Below are 17,562 nucleotides of genomic sequence, written 5' to 3'. Positions count from 1 at the left end.
CCCCTGCGGCTAAAGTAATCAGAGATCGCTGCTGAGGTGCCCCAGGTGTTCTGAAATCTCGATCGAGATATGTCGGCTGGTCCTTGCCTCGCGATCCCTTCAGGCCTTCGATGTCTCGCGAGCCTCTTGATACCGCTTCGGTAACTCTTGTCCGTCGCCCTCTTGCCGCTGAGCCGTCGGCGGGGCATGCCGGACCGTCCAGTCAATGTCCCTTCAGAGTTGGAGAACAACATAATTGACCTGACACGCGTTCGCACGAGGTGGGGGACCAATCCCCACTACGTGAACGTGGACCTCTCCCGCAGCGAAATCGGCTATCTGGAACTGAACCACTTGGGCGAGGTCGTTCGCGCGGTGGTCCATGATTCGACGAACGTGGAGCATCGCATGTACCTCGATGAGATTCATCGTTTAGCCGAGCCGTTCGTCGGCGCGGCCGCGGCCTGTGCATCGGCGACGGGATAGGCGATGGCGGCGACGTGCGGCGCGGAGGGAGAGTGAGATGCCGATCGAATACGAAGCGAAGGTGCTGGAGGTCGTGCCTGATGAACTGGCGGGCAGGATTCTGTCGCTGGGCGGGCGCCGGGTTACGTGTCGGCTGATGCGGCGGTACGTGTACGACATTCGGGGTGGTGATGCGTCGCGGTGGATTCGGCTGCGGGACACTGGTTCGGCGGTGACGTTGGCGGTCAAGGAAATCGCGCATGACGGGATCGACGGGACGACCGAGACGGAGGTCGTGGTCGGGGATTTCGAGACAACCAACGAGCTCTTGAGGCGGATCGGGTTCGAGCCCAAGTCGTACCAGGAGAACCGGCGGGCCAGCTTCGAACTGCGGGGCGCGGAGTTGGAGATCGACTGGTGGCCGATGATCCCGCCGTACCTCGAGATCGAGGGGCGTTCGCGCGAGCACGTGATCGAGGTTGCCAATGCATTGGCTCTCTCCGATGATCGGCTGACCGGTGAAAACACGACCAAGGTGTACGCGAACTACGGGATCGATCTGACCGCGATTCCCGATCTTCGATTTCCCGAGTGAAGGGTTGGCGGATGGGTGAGGGGCGTTGGGTCGAGGTTCGCGTGGTGGACGGGGACGGGCATGATCAGCGGCGGTTTGTGAAGGCTGTTCGGCAGTTGCGGAAGGAGCTTGCTGACGAGGGGCTGCCTACGCAGGACGTGGTCGGGTCGCCCGGTGGGTTGCAGCAGAGCGATGGGTCGATTGCGATCGCCGTTGCGTTGGTGGGGGCGGGTGGGGCAGTACCCACGTTGGTCGCTGTGCTGCGGGACTGGATCCAGCGGCGGAAAAATCCGGGCAAGATCGTGGTGACGTTGGGGGAGGACTCCATTGAGATGGAGCGACCGACGTTCGACGAACGGGCTGAGTTGCTCGAAGCGTTTCTGAAACGGCATCAGGAGAACTAGCATGACCGAGCCCCGCTCGCGGCACGCGAGCGGGGCTTTTGAGGCAGTTCTTACAGATTGCGGAAGAAGGTGCGGAGGTCGGCGGTCACGTCGTCGGGGCGTTCGAGGGAGGCGAAGTGGCCGCCGTTGGAGAAGTTGGACCAGTGGATGATCTGGGTGTTGTCGCGTTCGGCGAGGGGGCGGATGGTTTTGAAGTCGTCGGCGAAGACGGCTACGCCGGTGGGGGCGTGGTTGAGGGCCGGTTCAGTGCCGGCGTGGGCCTCTTCGTAGTGGTAGCGGCCAGCGGCGGCTGAGGTGTTGGTGAACCAGTACAGGGAGACCTCGGTGAGGATCTGGTCGCGGCTGACCAGGCTGGTGCCGTTGCCGAAGTTGTTGAAGAGTTCGTTCCAGGCGAGTTGGCCGACCGGGGAGTCGGAGATGCCGACGGCAACGGTCTGGGGGCGGGTCGAGTTGATCGCGTTGTAGCCGCCGACCGACTGGAACCACTTCAGGTGTTCGAGCGCCGCGTAGTCCTCCGGCGTGAACTTCTCGAACTCGGCCGGGTCGCCCGACGGGAACGAGAACAGCTGCAGGACGTGCAGGCCGAGGAAGCCGGGCGGGTTCAGTACGCCGAGTTCGCGCGCCACCATCGCGCCGGCGTCCGACCCGTGCGCGCCGTACGAGTCGTACCCGAGCCGCCGCATCAGCGTGTCGAAGGTCCGGGCCACCCGCGCCATCGTCCAGCCGCGGTCGACGAGCGGCGTGCTGAAGCCGAAGCCGGGGATCGACGGTACGACGACCGAGAACGCGTCGGCGTCCGAACCGCCGTACGACGATGGATCGGTGAGCGGGCCGATCATGTCGAGGAAGTCGACGAACGACCCGGGGTAGGTGTGGGTGAGCAGCAGCGGGGTCGCGCCCTCGACCTTGGACGGTACGTGGATGAAGTGCACGGTCTGCCCGTCGATCTCGGTCAGGTAGTGCGGGAACTCGTTCATCCGGGCCTCCTGCGCCCGCCAGTCGAACCCGTTCCGCCAGTGGTCGACCATCTCACTGAGGTAGTGGTTCGGGGTGCCGTAGTCCCAGTCGTCGCCGGGCGCCGGCTCCGGGAGCCGGGTGCGCGCGAGGCGGGCGTTCAGGTCGTCCAGGTCGGCCTGGTCGATCGTGACGGTGAAGGTCCGGATGCTCTCGTTCGTGTTCATGGCTTTACCGTAGAATCCATATAGGAACATTAGATTCCTAATTAGGAGACTGATTTGCTGGAGACTTCGCAGCGCCTGCTGAGCCTGCTCGCGTTGCTCCAGACGCGGCCCGCCTGGACCGGTGCCGAGCTGGCCGAGCGGCTCTCGGTGACGACCCGGACCGTGCGCAACGACATCGACCGGCTGCGCGAACTCGGGTACCCGGTCGACGCGACCCGCGGCCCGGCCGGTCACTACCAGCTCGGCGTGGGCGCGAAGCTGCCGCCGCTGTTGCTCGACGACGAGGAGGCGGTCGCGGTCGCCGTCGGCCTGCGCACCGGTGCGGGCGTCGTCGGGATGGCGGAGAGCAGCGTCCGCGCGCTGGCCAAGCTCGAGCAGGTCCTCCCGCATCGGCTGCAGCGTCAGGTCGAAGCGATCAACAGCGCGATGGACAAGGGCCCGGACAACACGCGGTCGAACATCGACCCGCCCGAGATCGACACCACCCTGTTGTCGACGATTGCCGCCTGCATCCGCGACGAGCACTACCTCCGGTTCGAGTACGCCGTACCGGAAGACGACTCGCTCTACAAGGCCGGCTCGAGTACGACGCAGGACCTGCCGATCCTGGTCGAGCCGTACCGGCTGGTGAGCTGGCACGGGTACTGGCACCTCGTCGCACGCGACGAGCAGGGCGACTGGCACACGTACCGGGTCGACTGGATGACGTTGCGGATGGCAACGGGTCGGCGGTACCGGCCGCGCCCGATGAAGGACGACGAGTACGCCGACTTCGTCCTGCGCGACGTGGCATCGGCCGGCTGGAAGGTTCATGCGCGGATCACGGTGTACGCGCCGGCCCAGGACGTGCTGTCCCGCATCCACGCCGCCGTCGGCGTCGTCGAGTCGATCGACGACAACACCAGCGTTCTGGTAACCGGCGCCGACTCGTACGAGCTGATCGCCGTCTACATCGGCATGCTCGGCCTCGACTTCCACGTCGACGGTCCACCGGGTCTTGTCGACCATCTGCGGATTGTCGGCAACCGCTACCTCAACGCGATCACCGTGCCGGAGAAAGGCTAACCGTCCTTCGGGATGCCCAGACCGGCGTTGCGGGCTTGGATTATGGCGGTGGCTCGGTCGGCGGTGCCGAGTTTGGTGAAGATGGTGGAGACGTTGTTCGCGACCGTCTTCGGGGCCAGGTCGAGGCGGGCGGCGATGGCTTGGTTGGACAGGCCCGCGGCGAGGTGGTCGAGGATCTCGCGTTCGCGGGCGGTGAGTTCGGGGAACGGGTCGGCGGGCGGCGGGGAGGCGAAGAACGTGAGGACGCGCCGGGCGACGCCGGGTCCGAAGATGGCCTCGCCGGCAGCCACCGCGCGGATCGCGCGGGCGATCTCGTCCTGCTCGGCGCCCTTGACCAGGTACCCGCGGGCGCCGGCGCGCATCGCGGCGAAGACCGAGTCGTCGTCCTCGAACATGGTCAGCACGAGTACGGCGACCTCGGGTGCGGAGCGCGCCAACTCGCGGGTGGCGGCGAACCCGTCGAGATCCGGCATCTGCAGGTCGAGTACGGCGACGTCGGGACGGGTGGTGACGACCTCGCGAACGGCTTCACGCCCGGTCGCGGCGACACCGACCACCTCGATGCCGGGCAATGAGCTCAACAGAGCCGCCAACCCGGCCCGCACCACCGGGTGGTCGTCAGCCAACACGACCCGAATCACCGCACCTCCAAAGGAGCCTGAGCACCCGCAACTACATCATCCTGTCGTGGGCTGAGCGGGAAGTGGGCTTGCACGAGGCCGCCGCGCGAGGTCGGCCCCGCGTGGAAGGTGCCGCCGAGTTCGGCGGCTCGTTCTTGCATGGCTTGCAGGCCCACGCCGGGGCGCCAGGCGGCGGTGGGTGGGCCGTCGTCGGCGATCTCGATCTCCAGCTTGGTGGTGTAGCGGAGCGTCAGTACGGCGGACGTCGCGTCCGAGTGCCGTACGACGTTGGTCAGCGCCTCGGTCGCGATCCGGTACGCAGCCACCTCCAGCGCGGCCGGCAGCGTCGGCAAGCCGTCGGCGACGATCGAGACCCGGATCGCGCTGCCGTCCGCTCGGTACGACATCTGATCGGCACGTTGCCGGAGTGCGCCGACCAGGCCGAGTTCGTCCAGCGCGGGTGGCCGCAGGTCGTCGACCAGCCGCCGTACGTCGCTGATCGCCGCGCGCGTATCGGCGCGCAACCGTGCGAGCAACTCGACGGCCCGGGGTGTGTCGGTGCTGATCAGGTTGGCCGCCGCGTCCGCGGAGAACGCGACGCCGGTGAGCGTCGGACCCAACCCGTCGTGCAGGTCGCGCCGCAGCCGCCGGCGTTCCTCTTCGCGTGCCGATACGAGCTTCTCGCGTGACGCCTGCAGCTCCGCGGACAAGCGCGTCGCGTGGACGGCGGCTGCCAGCGGTACGGCGACCAACCCGAGCACACTGCGGTCCGCTGCCGACAGCCCGGATTCACCCGACCGTACGCCGACCTCCAGCACGCCGACGACGTCCCCGCCGTACGACAACTCCACTGCTACGACCGCACCGGACGAAGGCGAACCCGAGGCGATGACCTCTCCATTGGCAGTCAGGCCGACGTAGGGCAGGCGGAGGGCGGTGCGGATCGCTGTTACGACTCCTGGAAGGCCGGCTGACAGTTGTTCGCCGACTCGGGAGGCGACCCGGGCCGGGTTGTTGCGATCGCCGTACAAGGCGCGGTCGACCAGTTGCTGCAGTCGCGGCAGTACGGGCGCGATGATCAGCGCGACCAGGACCGTGACCGCGGCCGAGCGGCCGACCTGGGAGGCGATCAGGGAGTCAAGGAGGGCGACCAGTGCCGCGTAGATGCCGATGGCAACCAGCGATAGCAGCGCCCAGGTCAGGGCGCGGGAGACGACCAGGCGGATATCGAGGAGCTGGTACCGGACGATCGCCACCGCGACCGAGATCGGGATCAGCGGAATCGCCAGCAGGACGAGGATCGGCGTCCCCGCGACGAACGCCCACGGGGTGACGAACAGTACTGCGATCACCGATGCCAGCAGCAACCACAGCAGTTGCCGGCGGCCCACTTCATCCGCGCGGCGGTAACGGATCGCGAGGCAGACCAGCGCGATCAGGATCGCGACGATGTTGCGGGCCTCGGTCGCGGTCCAGAGTGGTTGGAGCGAGTCGTAGTGCCGGATCCTCAGCAACGCGCGTGGTACGCCGGGTGAGATCGGGTCTCCGCTGCCGGCCATCTCCAGGACGAAGAGCGGTGCGGTCACGATGATCCCGAGCGCGGCCCAGCGCCAGCGTGGCGACAGCAACCGGCCGTCCGGGAACAGCAGCAGCGCGAGCGGCAGGAACAGCGCGATCGACCACGGCCAGGCCGCCAACGAGATGGTCACGAGTACCCGCTGCGCGACATGTCCGTGCACAACATGCGCCAGCGCGTCTGCAAAAGGTGTGGTCGCGTGCCCGATCCCGTCGGCCAGGAACAGCCAGCCGATCGGGTTGGCCGGCCGGTGCCAGGCGATAACTGCGCCGCAGAGGCCGAAGGTCAGGCCCATCAGCCCGTTCGTCACGACGAAGTTGTCGACCAGTTGCTGCCAGCCCCAGCCGATCGAGACGCCGTACGCGACCGCGAACACCACCTCGACGACGACCAGCGCGGCGAGCGCGCCGGCCAGGCCGCGGCGGTTCCGGGACCCTGTCAAACCAGCGGCCATACCAGCTGTCGTGCCAGCAGTCATACCCGCAGTGTGCGCCCAGAACGTTCCCGGCGTCTCGGGATCGGGATCCCGGATCCGGCGGGGAACCGCCCGCAGCCGCAGGACCCTGACCCCAGGCGCTCAGCACCCGCCGGCGGCGACGGTGGAACGGCAACCACACCAAGGGGGTAGGAAGATGTACAAATTCGGGCTGGTACTGCTCGGGCTGCTCGCGCTCGCCGACGTCGCCACGCCGCTCGCCACCGACGGGAAGCACCCGCCGATGAGCATCGCGATCGGGTCCGCGGTCGTCGGGCTGATCAGTCTCGTACTGGTCGGGTTCGCCTGGCGCGGGAAGCGCTGGGCGCTCGCACCGCTGATCACGCTGCGCCTGGCGTCGGCGCTGCTCGCCGTACCGGCGTTCTTCGCGAGCGACGTCCCCGCGGGCGCGGTCGTGGCGGCCGGTATCGGCGTCGCCGCGACGATCGTCGGCGTGATCGCCGTACTGCTGCCGAAGCGCGAACTGGTCGGTGCGCGATGACCGAGACCATGAGCCGCACGACGGCGCACGCGGACATCCGGCCCGTCTGGCGCTGGGTGGCAGCGGTGATCCTGCCGATCGGGCCGGCGGCGGTGGCGCTGCTGCGGTTCCTGCTGCCGTACAACACCGCGGACGACCCGTCGACCATCGTCAGCAAGATTCTCGGCCATCTGGACCGCAGTTCGTTCGTGATCTGGCTCGCGTACGTCGCGATCCTCACGCTGGTTCCCGGCGTGTACTTCGTCGGCCGGCTGACCCGCCGCGGGGCGCCGTGGCTCACCGGAATCGCCTTGTTCCTGATGGTTCCGGGGTACCTGTCGCTGCCGTGGAACGCGTCCAGCGACGTGTTCACCTGGTCGGCCGGGACCGCCGGTCTGGACCCTGCGTCGATCACGAAGGTCGCCGAGACGACGCACGCGTCGACGGACCTGGCCGGCCTGGTGTTCGTGGCCGGTCACCTGCTCGGGACCGTACTGCTCGGCATCGCGCTGTGGCGCTCCGGCGTCGGCGGTCGGTGGGCTGCTGTGGCGGTCGCGATCTCGCAGCCGCTGCACCTGACCGCGGTCATCATCAGCAGCCACCCGCTCGACCTGGTCGGGTGGGGACTGCAGGCAGTCGGCTTCGCCGCGGTGGGGTGGGCGATCGTCCGATTGTCGAACGACGAGTGGCAGCCGGTGCGATGACCCGGACCTGGGCCTGTCCGGCGCTACGCTCGGCCTACCAAGACGTACCGAGACGTACAGGGGCGTACAGGGACGTACTCAAGGGGAGATCGGTATGACCGAGACGACGGGCGGGCCCGGGTTCGTCACTGAGCGCGGGAGCTTCCGCGCGGCGCATGTGGCGAACCAGAACGTCGAGCGTCAGGCGTTCGTACTGGACCAGATGGCGGCCCGTCCCGCCGTACGGACGTTGAAGGCGTGGGCGCTGGACCAATTGGCTCCGGCGCCGGGGGAGACCGCGGTCGATGTCGGCTCGGGTACTGGCGAGGACGTGCTCGCGTTCACCGCGTACGGCGCCCGGGCGATCGGCGTCGAGCCCAGCCCGGGACTCCGGGCCGAGGCCGTACGACGGGCCGCCGGTGCGCCGGTCGAGTACGTCGAGGGTCAGGCGGAGGCGCTGCCGTTCGAGGATGCGTCGGTCGACGTACTGCGGTCCGAGCGGGTTCTGCAGCACGTCGACCACCCGGCCGTCGCGGTCGCCGAAATGGCCCGGGTACTGCGGCCCGGCGGGCGGATCGCGTTGATCGACACGGACTGGGGTACGGCGATCATCCACCCGGCCGACCCCGACGTACTGCAGCGGATGTTCGGCTACTTCCGCGGGGAAACCGCCAACCCGTACTCCGGCCGCCGGCTCCGCGGCCTGCTCGCCGAAGCCGGCCTGGAGATCACCGGCGAGACGGCCGCAACCTGGATCGAACCGCAGGAAGGTGCTACCACCGGCTTCGTCGGCATGATGCACACGACCGCTGCCCGCGCCGGCGTGATCACCGACGCCGAGGCCGAGGCGTTCACGCAGACGCTACGAGACACGGCCGAGCGCGGCGCCTTCCACATGTCGCTCACGATGTACGCCGTCAGCGCGCGCAAGCCGTGAACGCCGCGGCCACTGCACGATCAGGACCGCGGACAGTACGAACGCACCGCCGAACCATTGCGTTGCGGTGAGGTGCTCGCCGAAGACCGCAGCCGCGGCAACGACCGTGACGACCGGCTCGAAGATCGACAGGATCGACGCCACCGACGGGCCGACCCGCGCCATGCCCGCGAAGAACAGCAGGATCGCGGCGACCGTGCTGATCAACGCGACGGCAGCCAGCCACAGCCACCCGATCGGCGCGAACGTGAAGTCCGTGCCCCCGCGCAGAAACCCCAGTAGAACAAAGGTTCCGAAGGCGCCGGTACAGACCAGCGCGGTGAGCGCGAGCGGCTGTATGTCGACGGAGTCGCCGACCAGGATGTACCCGGTGTAGACGATTGGCGCACCCAACGCCAGCAGCAGGCCGGACCAGTCGAACTGCCCGGACATCGCGCCGCTGAGCACGAGACCGATACCGAGCAGCGCGATCACCAGCGCGGCCACTCGCCGGCGCGAGACGGGCTCCCGGCGGAGCGCGATCGACGCACCCATCACGAGGATCGGATACAGATACAGGATCAGCGCGACGAGCGACGCGTCGATCCGGGCCAGTGCGGAGAAGTAGAAGGTCGATTGCGCGGCGTACCCGAAGGCGCCCATCGCGAGGCCGGTGAGCACGACCCGGCGGGGCAGGTCGCGGAGCGCGCCACGGGCAAGGGCGATGCCGAGCAGCAGTACGGCGGCCAGTCCGAACCGGACCAGCAGCAGCGCGTCGACGGTCACGCCCGCGTCGTACGCGAGCTTGCCGAACACGGCCATGACCCCGAAGGCGGCGGCGGAAAGAAGGCAGAAGAGGCGTCCCACGTCATCGATGGTCCGACCAGTGAACCGTTCACGTCCATCGCGGGTTCTCGGACAGCATCGTGAAGCTAAGCTGAACGGATGATGGATCTGCACCGGCTGCGGTTGTTGCGCGAGGTCCACGGCCGCGGCACCGTCCACGGAGCGGCCCGTGCGCTCGGGTATTCGCCCAGCGCGATCTCGCAGCAGCTGGCCGTTCTGGAGCGCGAAGCCGGTACGCCGTTGCTCGAACGGGTCGGACGCAACGTCCGGCTGACTGCCGCGGGTGAGGTACTGGTACGGCACGCGACCGCGCTGCTCGACGGCGTCGAGGCGGCCGAGGCGGAGCTCGCCGCGGTCGCGGCGGGACGGGTCGCGGGGGTGGTGCGGATCGCGTCGTTCCAGTCCGCGTTCATCCGGGTCGTGGCGCCGGCGATCCGCAGTCTCGCGGCGTCGCATCCCGACATCCGCGTCGAGGCGGCCGAGCTGGAGGTCGAGCAGGCCGCACCCGCGCTGCGGTTGCAGCAGCTGGATCTGATGGTCGGTGACGAGTACGACGGTCAGCCGCGCACGGTGCACAGCGATCTGCGGCGGGAGCACCTGCTACGCGAGCAGATCCGGCTCATCCTGCCCGCGGACCATCCGCTCGCCGCGGCCGATCGGGTGCCGTTGCGAGAACTCGCCGATCTTCCGTGGGCTGCGTGTCAACCCGGGACCGGTCATCGCGAGATGCACGTGCGGGTGTGTCGCGAACTCGGCGGCTTCGAGCCGGACATCCGGTACAGCTCGGACGACTTCCTGATCCTGCTCGAACTCGTCCGTACGACGGGCGCGGGCGCACTACTGCCCGATCTGGTCATCGGCGCGGGCGCTCCTGGTGTCGCCGTACGACTTCCGGCCGAAGGTGATCTCGGACGGGCCGTCTTCCTGCTGACCCGCCGGACCCGGACGCCGGCCGTCGCCGCGGTCGCCGACGCCTTGGCCGACGCGGCCACTGGTCAGACCAGGTCGTGACGGAGCAGGACGGTCCGGTTGTCGAAAGTACGGCTGTCGACGAGCTGCAGCGTGCGGCGCCCGGTCGGCTGGTGGACGGGCTTGCCGCCACCGAGGACCACGGGGTGCACGATCACGTGGTACTCGTCGAGCAGCTCTCGTTCGGCCAGTGCGGCCGCGACGGTCGAGCTCCCGGTCAGCAGGATGTCCTTGCCCGGCTGCTCTTTGATCGCGGCCAGTTCGTCGGCGACGCGGATGATCCGGGTGTTCCAGTCGGCGGATTGCAGGGTTGTCGACAGGACGGCCTTCGGCGTCCGCCGCCAGACCGGCGCGAATTCGATCGCGTGCTGGTCCGGGTTCATCGCCTCGGCGTTCGGCCAGTACGACGACATCATTTCCCAGACTGTCCGCCCGTACAGGAACAGATCGGCACGCTCGGTCAGGCTCATCGAGTACGCGCCGAGCTCCGGCCCGAGCTGGGCCCAGTCGAACTCGCCGTTCGGCCCCTCGATGAAGCCGTCGAGCGACTGGTGCACGTAGTACATGATCTTCCGCATGATGTCCTCCGGGTGCTGGCTGCTTGTGCCTCCTGGTCGGAACCGCCGGGGCGGCTTTGACATCGGGCATTGACGAAAACTGTTCGGCTTGGGAGATTCGGGGGGAACGGGCGGGGTCTGGGGGAGGGCCGGCTGCTCGTCGGGGGTTGAGGCGCTCTCTGGGGTGGAATGCCGCGCTGCGCTCGACGGTGATCACCGGTCTGCGCGGTGTGCGCTGTGCGCGTACGCCGATCTGCGACAGAACGTGCACAGGGGAGCAGACGCATGATCGATAACCTGCGCGAAGTCACGCGGGGACAGGTCTTGATGGTGGGTGACGAGGAGTACGACGCGGCGCGCCGGGTCAACAACTGGATGCACGACAAGCGGCCGCGGGCGATCGTCCGCTGCGAGAACGCCGGCGACGTGATCGCGTCGATCGAGTACGCGCGGACGAACGACCTGGAGATCGCGGTCCGCGGCGGCGGCCACAGCGTGCCGGGGTTCGGCACGGTCGACGACGGGCTGGTCATCGACCTGAGCGGGATGCGCAACGTCCGCGTCGACCCGGTGAACCGGACCGCGCGGGCCGGCGGCGGCGCGACCTGGGGCGATTTCGATGCGGCGACGCACGCGTTCGGGCTGGCCACGACCGGCGGGGTGATCTCGACGACCGGCGTCGGCGGGCTGACCCTCGGCGGCGGGATCGGGTACCTGGCGCGCGGGCTCGGGCTGTCCTGCGACAACCTCGTTTCCGCTGACGTGGTGACGGCGGACGGGAAGTTCCTGATCGTCAGCGAGAAGGAGAACGAGGACCTGTTCTGGGCGCTCCGTGGCGGTGGCGGCAACTTCGGCGTGGTGACCGCGCTGGAGTTCCGGCTTTCGCCGGTGTCGGCGATCTACGGCGGTCCGATGTTCTTCGAGCTGTCCGACGCGACCGCCGTACTGTCCGGGTTCCGGGAACTGATCAAGGACGCGCCGGAGCAACTCGGCGGGTTCCCGGCGTTCCAGATCGCGCCGCCGCTGCCGTTCATCCCGGAGAACCGGCACGGCGAGCCGTTCGTGGCGATCGTCGGCTGCTGGGCGGGCGACCTGGACGAGGGCGAGACGCAGATCTCGAAGTTCCGCGAGTTCGCCCCGGTGATGGCCGAACACGTCGGGCCGATGCCTTACCCGGCGCTGAACAGTGCGTTCGACGCGCTCGTACCGGCCGGTCTGCAGCACTACTGGAAGGCGAACTTCGTCACCGAGCTGACCGACGAGGCGATCCAGGCGCACCTGCGGCACGCCCCCGGCCTGCCCGCGGTGAACTCGACCGTGCACATCTACCCGATCAACGGCGCCTGCCATCGGGTCACGCCGGACGGCACGGCGTTCGCGTACCGGGACGCCACCTTCGCCACCGTGATCGCCGGTATGTGGCCGGACCCGGCGGACAACGACGCGAACATCGAGTGGGTCCGGTCCTACTACGAGGACGTCGCGCCGTACTCCGAGGCCGGCGGCTACATCAACTTCATGGCCGCCGACGACCAGGGCCGGATCCGCGAGAACTACCGGCAGAACTACGACCGGCTCGCGGACGTGAAGCGCACGTACGACCCGGACAACGTGTTCCACCTGAACCAGAACATCGTGCCGTAACAGCGGCGGTGGTGCGGCCGGGAGGTCCGGCCGCACCGCGGTCAGCCGCTGACGTGGGCGGTGTTGTCGATCCAGTGCCGAGCGAGGTCGGCGTCACCGTCGACGCTGATGCCGGCCGCGTCGCTCAGCGGGACCCGCCGGGTGAGTGCCAGGAGCAACGACTGTGCCGGGCCGGTCACCGTCACGTCGGCCTGCTCGGTTCCGGGTCGCCACGTCGCCCCGTCGGGTCGCCGTTCGACCAACCAGGCGCCGCCGTCGGTCGCCAGCCATTGCAGGGTCTGCCCGGTACCGCGGATCGCGTGGGCGGACTCGGACCGCTGCAACTCCCAGGTCGGTGAAGTGAGCATCTGCAGGTGGTTGCTGATCAGGGCGCCCGCGATGTCGGCGTCGATCTCGGTCGACCGGCCCGCTGCGTTCGCGGCGTCGAAACCGTGTACGACGGCCTCGTTGACCGAGCTGGACAGCCAGAATCGGGTGCCTGACCGGTCGTCCGCCGCGGGGTTGAACACCGGCGCATCGAGCGCCTCGTCGGAGCACGCGTCGGCCACCCGCTGCGCGGACGCCGCCAGCCAGGCCGGCCACTCGCCGGCGTCAGCCGGGAGTTTGGCGACCTCCGTCGGCAACTGTGCCGGGTCCGCGATGCGTCGCTCGACGATCTCCGCGACCCAGTTCTGGGTCTGGCCGACATGCTCGACCAGGTCCGCGACGGTCCACTGCGGCGCGGTCGGCACGGCGGCGTCAGGTCCGGCCGCGGCGGCGGACTCGGCCAGCCGGCGGGTGTGCTCGACGATCACTCGGCGGGCACGTTCCGGGTTCAGCTCGGTCATGAAAGTCCTTTCAGACAAGGGTCAGGCCTTCGGGGCCAGTTTGTGCACGACGATGCCGGACTTGAAGGTCGTCGTGCCGAGCAGGTCGAGATGCGTCGGGTCGACGCCGTCGCCCTGGAACATCGTTGCGCCGTCGGCGACGACCGGGAAAATCCAGAAGTGGTACTCGTCGACCAGTTTGTTCTCCAGCAGGGTCTTCGAGAACGACCCGGTGCCGTACTTGATCAGATTGCCGCCCTCGGTCTCCTTGAGCTCGCGGACCGCGTCGGCCGCGTCGCCCTCGAGCGGCTGGGCGTTCCACTTCCACTCGGTCAGCGTGCGCGTCGCGACGTACTTCGGCATCGCGTTGAAGCCGTCGGCGACCGGGTCGCCGGCCCGGGACAACCAGGCCTCCGCAAATGCTTCGTAAGTGACCCGCCCGAGTACCTGTGCCTCGACGCCTTCCATCAGGCTCTGCGAGTAGGCCATGTGGTCGTCGTCCCAGTACGGCGGACTCCAGTGCTGCGGGTTCTCGATGACACCGTTCAGGGTCACGAACGTGGATTCGATCAGCTTTCTCATGGGTCTCTTCTCTCAGGGGTGGTACGGGCGCCGCGTGCGGGCGTCCTGTAGTGCTTCGGCCCACCAGACGAGCTGGTCGAGCATGAGCTTTGCTGTTGCCTCGTAGCCGGCGGAAGGCTTGGGCCAGCCGCCGTCGGCAGTGAACTGCTCCCAGTAGCAGGGCAGTGCGACGGTGTTGCGAATGGCGACGGCCTGGAGTTCGGTGAAGACCTGTCGCAGCTGCGCGGTGGCGTGGCAGCCGCCGTGCTCACGGCCGTAGCTGACGATCGCTACCGGCTTGGCGTGCCACTCCTCGTAGTACCAGTCCAGCGCGGTCTTCAGTGACGCTGGAAAGCTGCAGTTGATCTCCGGGGTGACCACGGCGAACGCGTCCGCTGTTGCCAGCCGCTTGCCGAGCTGCCGTACCTCGTGCGGCGTCGTGTCGTCGGGGTCCGGCAGTGTGTCCGGGAGGTTCGCCGCCCCGAGGTCGACCAGGTCGATCTCGAACTGCTTGGCGGCCTGTTCGGCCAGCCAGTGCGCCACGGTCGGGCCGAACCGGCCACGGCGGGTGCTGCCGATGATCACTGCCAGTCGCATCTCCTGCCCTCCTTCGATCTGATCCACACTGTGCCGGAAGGCGTTTACGGTTTCTTTCCGGTTACTGTTCGGTCGTGCGCTTCGGGGTGCTTGGACCGGTAACGGCCTGGACGGACGCGGGGAAACCTGTGGTGATCCAGGGCCTCAAGGTGCGCGCCCTTCTTGCCGACCTGCTGGTGCACGAGGGCCGTCCTGTACCGGGCGACAGACTCGTCGATGACCTCTGGGGCTCGGAGCTGCCCGGGAATCCGGCTGGGACGCTGTCGGCGAAGGTGTCCCAGCTGCGACGCGCGTTAGAGGACGCTGAGCCCGGGAGCCGCTCGCTGGTGCAGTCAGGTCCAGCCGGCTACTCGATCGCTGTGGACAGCTCTACCTGTGACGCGCTCCGTTTCCGTGAGCTGCTCGAGGCTGGTGCTGTCGACGAGGCGCTGAGCCTGTGGCGTGGTCCGGCGTACGCGGACTTCGCGGACAGCGCGTTCGTGGAGACGGCCGTGGCGCGGCTGACCGACCAGCGGTTGAGTGCCTGCGAGCGGGCGGACTTCTCGGTGGCTGACCTGTCTGCCCTCGTCCGTGAGCACCCGCTGCGGGAGGGGCTGCGAGCCGCACACATGAGGGCTTTGTACCGGGCCGGCCGTCAGAGCGAGGCACTGGAGAGTTTTGACGAGCTCCGGGAGCTCTTGCTCGAGGAGCTCGGGCTGGATCCAGGACCTGAGGTGGTCGCGCTGCAGCAGTCGATCTTGCAGCAGGACCTGCCGCGGGCGCGGAGCAATCTGCCCGCGCCGGTGACTGAGCTGATCGGTCGCAGCGATGCTGTGTCGGACGTGGGTGACTGCTTGGCGTCTTCCCGGCTCGTGACGCTGACCGGGCCTGGAGGCGTTGGCAAGACTCGGTTGGCTCTCGCGGCCGCCTCAGGTGTGGCTGAGCGGTTCGCTGACGGTGTCGTGTTGGTGGAGCTGGCCGCAATCACCCCGGAGGCTGTGTCGGTCAGTAATGCGCTTACTGACGCTGTGCAGGCTGCGCTCGATCTCTATGACACGGGCGACGCCGGGGCAGTTGTCGAGCGTCTGGCAGCGGTGATGGGCTCCCGGTTGCTTGTCCTCGACAACTGCGAGCAGGTGGTCGAGGAGGTCGCCGTACTCACGGACCGGCTCCTGGCCGCTGCTCCGGGACTGCGCGTCCTGGCGACGAGTCGTGAGCCGCTAGGTCTCGCCGGTGAAGTGGTGTGGAGCGTGCCGCCGCTGGCGATCCCTGAGGTCGCCGCTGAGCTTGACGCGGTCGGTGAGTGCAGCGCGGTGCAGTTGTTCGTCGCCCGAGCCGCCGCGGCATCGCGTGGGTTCTCCCTGAACGAGGAGACCGTTGCTGATGTCGCCGTGCTGTGCAGGCGGCTGGACGGGATTCCGCTGGCGCTCGAGCTGGCAGCCACGCGAGTACGGGCGTTGGGGGTACGTGGGCTCGTGGCGCGGCTGGACGACCGCTTCCGGTTGCTGGCGACAGGACACCGCGGCGCCGCACCACGCCAGCAGACGTTGCACGCGATGATCGACTGGAGCTGGGAGCTGCTCGACCCGTCGGAGCAGGAAGTGCTGCGGCGGCTGGCAGTACATGCCGACGGGTGTACGGCCGAAGCGGCAGCGGCTGTTTGCGGCGAGGACGACGTACTGGATGTGCTGGTGCGGTTGGTTGACCGGTCTCTCGTCGTACCTGTCGAGGGTGGGCGTTTCCGGTTGCTTGAATCCGTGGCGGCGTACTGCGTCGACAAGCTGCGGGATGCGGGCGAGTTGGAGTCTGCGCGTCAGCGGCACCTGGCGTACTACGTGTCGGTCGCTGAGTCGGCACAGCTGTTCGGTAGTGAGCAGAGCAGGTGGCTGCGGCTGCTGGATGAGGACACGGCCAACTTCCGCACGGCTCTGGATCGTGCTCTGACCACCGGTCAGTTGGACTTCGCGGAACGGCTGGTGGACGCGCTGGCGTGGTACTGGTTCCTCCGCGGACGTTATGTGGAGGCCCTGCGTTCACTGGAGGCCGTACCGGGTTCGGCGCGCGCAGGAGTATGGCGGGCCGGCTACATGTACCTGCTGGGCCGTCCTGAGGCCGCGGCGGAGCGCGACCGCTGGGTCGATGCTGCTGACGCCATGGGGCAGTGGTGGATCGCCTATGCAGCCAGCGACGCGGGCGACCTGCCCACATGTCTCTCGCTGCTGGACACGGCTCTCAAGCGCTTCGAAGCCGACGGGAACCAGTGGGGTGTCGCGGCAGTGCTGGCCGCACGGGCGAAGCATGCACACGTACGTGCGGATCTATCGGCGCTGTACGACGACGCCTCCCAGAGCATCACGATCTTCCGCGCGCTGGGGGATCGGTGGGGTGTTCTCCAGGCGACCAGCTGGTTCGGGGCACACGCCGAGCTGGTCGGTGACTTCGACGAGGCAGAACGGCTGCACCGGGAAGGGCTGGCGGCCGCGGAGGAGCTGGGGCTGTGGCCTGAGGTGGCGAACGAGCTCGGGATGCTCGGGTGGACCTCGATCCGGCAGGGCCGGTACGACGCGGCACGGAAGTACGGGGAGCGCGCAGTACGGCTGGCGACGGAGCAGGGGCAGCGCTCGACGCAGGCGCTTGCGGAGATCGTGCTGGCGTTCGCGGCTCGTCGTACCGGGGCCTTGGAGGAGGCGTCGGAGCGGTTGCAGGCGTTGATCGACTTCGCTCGGAAGCAGCGGGAGGCCGTGCTCTACCTGTCGCTCGTGCTGGACGAGCTCGGGTTCGTCAGGGAGCTCCAGGGGCGGCTGGAGGACGCGCTGGCGCTGCATGCGGAGGCGTTCCGGGTGGCGGAGGAGTTCGGGTCGCTGCGGGGCATGTGCTGGGCGCTGGAGGGGATCGCTGCGTGCCACCCGGACAAGCCGCTTGCCGCGGTCTTGCTGGGATGCGCCGCTGCGACCCGGGCGTCGCAGAACTACCTGATGGCGGCGACGGAGACTGCGGACCTCGATCGCGCTCTGGATGCCGCGTCGGGCCAGGAGGAGGCGTACCGGCGCGGCACCGAGCTCGCTCCGGTCGAGGCGTTCGCGTTGCTCGCCCGTGCTCGTGCGGGCTCGTCCGGCAGTAGATGATCTGTAGTTGAGATTATTTGCCTGACGAAGTAGTTTTGCTCGCGAGCCAACTTCAACAG

At 68.3% G+C, this 17,562-nt stretch carries 18 protein-coding genes; 10 read left to right on the top strand and 8 right to left on the bottom strand.

Annotated features, from left to right (window positions below; all coding sequences use genetic code 11):
- Positions 1-282 precede the first annotated feature (282 nt).
- Genes FB475_RS02200 through FB475_RS02190 form a run of 3 tightly spaced genes read left to right on the top strand, consistent with a single transcriptional unit; the run spans position 283 to position 1,422 of the window.
- Positions 283-465, top strand: a complete 183-nt coding sequence (locus FB475_RS02200) for a hypothetical protein (RefSeq protein WP_141852039.1) — start codon at positions 283-285, stop codon at positions 463-465.
- A 37-nt stretch (positions 466-502) separates the two neighbouring features.
- The gene (locus FB475_RS02195) at positions 503-1,039 is read left to right on the top strand and encodes a CYTH domain-containing protein (protein WP_141852037.1); all 537 of its coding nucleotides are present in this window, start codon (positions 503-505) and stop codon (positions 1,037-1,039) included.
- Positions 1,040-1,050: 11 nt separating this feature from the next.
- Complete coding sequence (locus tag FB475_RS02190) at positions 1,051-1,422, top strand: effector-associated constant component EACC1 (RefSeq protein WP_141852035.1); 372 nt, start codon at positions 1,051-1,053, stop codon at positions 1,420-1,422.
- A gap of 50 nt (positions 1,423-1,472) precedes the next feature.
- On the opposite strand, the gene FB475_RS02185 is transcribed toward FB475_RS02190, so the two are convergent.
- Positions 1,473-2,603: an epoxide hydrolase family protein gene (locus tag FB475_RS02185; RefSeq protein WP_141852033.1), complete on the bottom strand. Its 1,131-nt coding sequence runs from the start codon at positions 2,601-2,603 to the stop codon at positions 1,473-1,475.
- A gap of 54 nt (positions 2,604-2,657) precedes the next feature.
- On the opposite strand from FB475_RS02185, the gene FB475_RS02180 reads away from it, so the two are divergent.
- On the top strand, positions 2,658-3,668 hold the full coding sequence (locus FB475_RS02180; protein ID WP_141852031.1) for a helix-turn-helix transcriptional regulator: 1,011 nt from the start codon (positions 2,658-2,660) through the stop codon (positions 3,666-3,668).
- Here the strand turns inward: FB475_RS02180 and FB475_RS02175 are convergent.
- On the bottom strand, positions 3,665-4,309 hold the full coding sequence (locus FB475_RS02175; RefSeq protein WP_238331912.1) for a response regulator transcription factor: 645 nt from the start codon (positions 4,307-4,309) through the stop codon (positions 3,665-3,667). The genes FB475_RS02180 and FB475_RS02175 overlap by 4 nt on opposite strands.
- Positions 4,306-6,342: a sensor histidine kinase gene (locus FB475_RS02170; protein ID WP_238331911.1), complete on the bottom strand. Its 2,037-nt coding sequence runs from the start codon at positions 6,340-6,342 to the stop codon at positions 4,306-4,308. Before FB475_RS02170 ends, FB475_RS02175 begins: the two co-directional genes overlap by 4 nt.
- A gap of 154 nt (positions 6,343-6,496) precedes the next feature.
- On the opposite strand from FB475_RS02170, the gene FB475_RS02165 reads away from it, so the two are divergent.
- The 3 genes from FB475_RS02165 (at position 6,497) to FB475_RS02155 (ending at position 8,440) form a co-directional block, all read left to right on the top strand.
- Complete coding sequence (locus FB475_RS02165; RefSeq protein WP_141852029.1) at positions 6,497-6,841, top strand: hypothetical protein; 345 nt, start codon at positions 6,497-6,499, stop codon at positions 6,839-6,841.
- The gene (locus tag FB475_RS02160; RefSeq protein WP_141852027.1) at positions 6,838-7,524 is read left to right on the top strand and encodes a hypothetical protein; all 687 of its coding nucleotides are present in this window, start codon (positions 6,838-6,840) and stop codon (positions 7,522-7,524) included. Before FB475_RS02165 ends, FB475_RS02160 begins: the two co-directional genes overlap by 4 nt.
- A gap of 94 nt (positions 7,525-7,618) precedes the next feature.
- Entirely contained in the window at positions 7,619-8,440 is an 822-nt protein-coding gene (locus FB475_RS02155) for a methyltransferase domain-containing protein (protein WP_141852025.1), read from the top strand.
- On the opposite strand, the gene FB475_RS02150 is transcribed toward FB475_RS02155, so the two are convergent.
- Positions 8,366-9,286 carry a DMT family transporter gene (locus tag FB475_RS02150; protein ID WP_141852023.1) on the bottom strand — a complete coding sequence of 307 codons (921 nt, stop codon included), beginning with the start codon at positions 9,284-9,286 and terminating at the stop codon, positions 8,366-8,368. The genes FB475_RS02155 and FB475_RS02150 overlap by 75 nt on opposite strands.
- A gap of 78 nt (positions 9,287-9,364) precedes the next feature.
- Between FB475_RS02150 and FB475_RS02145 the strand changes: the two genes are divergently transcribed.
- Positions 9,365-10,276 carry a LysR family transcriptional regulator gene (locus FB475_RS02145; protein ID WP_141852021.1) on the top strand — a complete coding sequence of 304 codons (912 nt, stop codon included), beginning with the start codon at positions 9,365-9,367 and terminating at the stop codon, positions 10,274-10,276.
- On the opposite strand, the gene FB475_RS02140 is transcribed toward FB475_RS02145, so the two are convergent.
- A complete protein-coding gene (locus tag FB475_RS02140) occupies positions 10,261-10,812 on the bottom strand; it encodes a dihydrofolate reductase family protein (RefSeq protein WP_141852019.1) in 552 nt (183 codons plus the stop codon). The genes FB475_RS02145 and FB475_RS02140 overlap by 16 nt on opposite strands.
- Positions 10,813-11,076: 264 nt before the next feature.
- On the opposite strand from FB475_RS02140, the gene FB475_RS02135 reads away from it, so the two are divergent.
- Positions 11,077-12,435 (top strand): FAD-binding oxidoreductase, encoded by a 1,359-nt coding sequence (locus tag FB475_RS02135; protein WP_141852018.1) that lies wholly within the window; start codon positions 11,077-11,079, stop codon positions 12,433-12,435.
- 41 nt (positions 12,436-12,476) lie between these two features.
- Here FB475_RS02135 and FB475_RS02130 read toward each other — a convergent pair whose 3' ends face one another.
- Genes FB475_RS02130 through FB475_RS02120 form a run of 3 tightly spaced genes read right to left on the bottom strand, consistent with a single transcriptional unit; the run spans position 12,477 to position 14,399 of the window.
- Positions 12,477-13,262 (bottom strand): maleylpyruvate isomerase family mycothiol-dependent enzyme, encoded by a 786-nt coding sequence (locus FB475_RS02130; protein ID WP_141852016.1) that lies wholly within the window; start codon positions 13,260-13,262, stop codon positions 12,477-12,479.
- Between the two features lie 21 nt (positions 13,263-13,283).
- Positions 13,284-13,823: a dihydrofolate reductase family protein gene (locus tag FB475_RS02125; protein WP_141852014.1), complete on the bottom strand. Its 540-nt coding sequence runs from the start codon at positions 13,821-13,823 to the stop codon at positions 13,284-13,286.
- A 12-nt stretch (positions 13,824-13,835) separates the two neighbouring features.
- Positions 13,836-14,399: an NADPH-dependent FMN reductase gene (locus tag FB475_RS02120; RefSeq protein WP_141852012.1), complete on the bottom strand. Its 564-nt coding sequence runs from the start codon at positions 14,397-14,399 to the stop codon at positions 13,836-13,838.
- Between the two features lie 74 nt (positions 14,400-14,473).
- On the opposite strand from FB475_RS02120, the gene FB475_RS02115 reads away from it, so the two are divergent.
- Entirely contained in the window at positions 14,474-17,503 is a 3,030-nt protein-coding gene (locus FB475_RS02115) for an ATP-binding protein (protein WP_141852010.1), read from the top strand.
- The last annotated feature ends 59 nt before the right edge of the window (positions 17,504-17,562 follow it).

It is taken from the genome of Kribbella jejuensis, assembly GCF_006715085.1.
In the GTDB taxonomy this organism is placed as follows: Bacteria; Actinomycetota; Actinomycetes; order Propionibacteriales; family Kribbellaceae; genus Kribbella; species Kribbella jejuensis.
The sequence above is the reverse complement of the archived record's forward strand: the minus strand, read 5'-3'. Positions and strand labels throughout refer to the sequence as shown.